This window comes from Pseudomonas helleri, from assembly GCF_009600315.1.
Taxonomy (GTDB): domain Bacteria; phylum Pseudomonadota; class Gammaproteobacteria; order Pseudomonadales; family Pseudomonadaceae; genus Aquipseudomonas; species Aquipseudomonas helleri_A.
On sequence record NZ_WIWC01000089.1, the window covers coordinates 1 to 1112 of the forward strand.

The 1112-nt window shown below is 57.9% G+C and carries 1 protein-coding gene; it reads right to left on the reverse strand.

Annotation, left to right across the window (positions count from 1 at the left end):
• Positions 1–29 precede the first annotated feature (29 nt).
• Positions 30–1058, reverse strand: coding sequence for an IS30-like element ISPsp4 family transposase (locus tag GHN86_RS22940; protein ID WP_023662037.1), 1029 nt, complete (start codon positions 1056–1058; stop codon positions 30–32).
• Between the last annotated feature and the right edge of the window lie 54 nt (positions 1059–1112).

The window sequence follows — 1112 nt, forward strand, 5'->3', positions numbered from 1 at the left end:
GGCGGTTGCAGGAGCTGAGTGCAACACGGTTATTGAATTGACGCAGGAGCATCATATTGCATAGCCAAGGCTTTCTGCATCACTTCGCTCATGACTTCGATAGGACATTTGAAATCGAAGCGCTTACGTGGACGCATGTTCAGTTGAAACGCAATGGCATCCAGTTCTTCTTGGCTATGTACCGACAAGTCAGTGCCCTTGGGCAGGTACTGGCGGATCAGGCCATTAATGTTTTCGTTGCTGCCGCGCTGCCAAGGGCTGTGCGGGTCGCAGAAGTAGATCGCCACACCGGTTCTCTGGGTGATCTCGGCGTGCTGTGCCATTTCCCGGCCCTGGTCGTAGGTCATGCTCTTGCGCATCGCCAGCGGCATGTTATTGAGGGCGGCGCTGAAGCCCTCCATCGCCGAGGTCGCCGTCGCGTCGTTCATCTTCACCAGCATCAGGTAACCACTAGTGCGCTCCACCAGCGTACCTACAGACGAGGCGTTAGCCTTACCCTTAATAAGGTCGCCTTCCCAATGCCCCGGCATCAGCCGGTCTTCAACTTCCGGCGGGCGCAAGTGAATGCTGACCATCTCTGGAATCTGCCCGCGCCGATCCACACCGCCAAGGCGTGGTCTACGTGTCGTCTTGCCTTGGCGCAAACAAAGGATCAACTCCTTGCGCAGCTCACCGACGGGCAGGGCATAGATCGCGTTGTAGATCGTCTCGCGACAGACGTAGGCATCTCTAAGGCTGGGTATGTTCATACTGCGCAGCTTGCCGGCAATCTGCTCGGGAGACAAACGCTGGCGCAGCATATGGATCACCAGTTCAAAGCGCTCACTCCCTGGCAGCAGCTTTCGCATGGGCCGACAAGCCTGGCGGCGGGCCTTCATCCGCTGCTGAGCCACACGGGCCGAGTAGCTGCCAGCTGCATCTCGATTGCGGCGCATCTCCCGGCTGACCGTCGAAGGGGATCGGTTGATCAAGCAGGCAATCCTGCGCAAGCTGAGGCCTTGGGCATGACTAACTTGAATGGTGGCACGCTCTTCAACGCTGAGTTCGGAATAAGACATAGGGCAGCACCGTACCGGAAAGGTCAGGTGTTGCACTCAGTTTTTGCCGCCGCC

Bases quoted from the DNA above. Each gene is read 5' to 3' on its own strand.
- GHN86_RS22940 (WP_023662037.1), bottom strand. From the start codon at position 1,058: ATGTCTTATTCCGAACTCAGCGTTGAAGAGCGTGCCACCATTCAAGTT.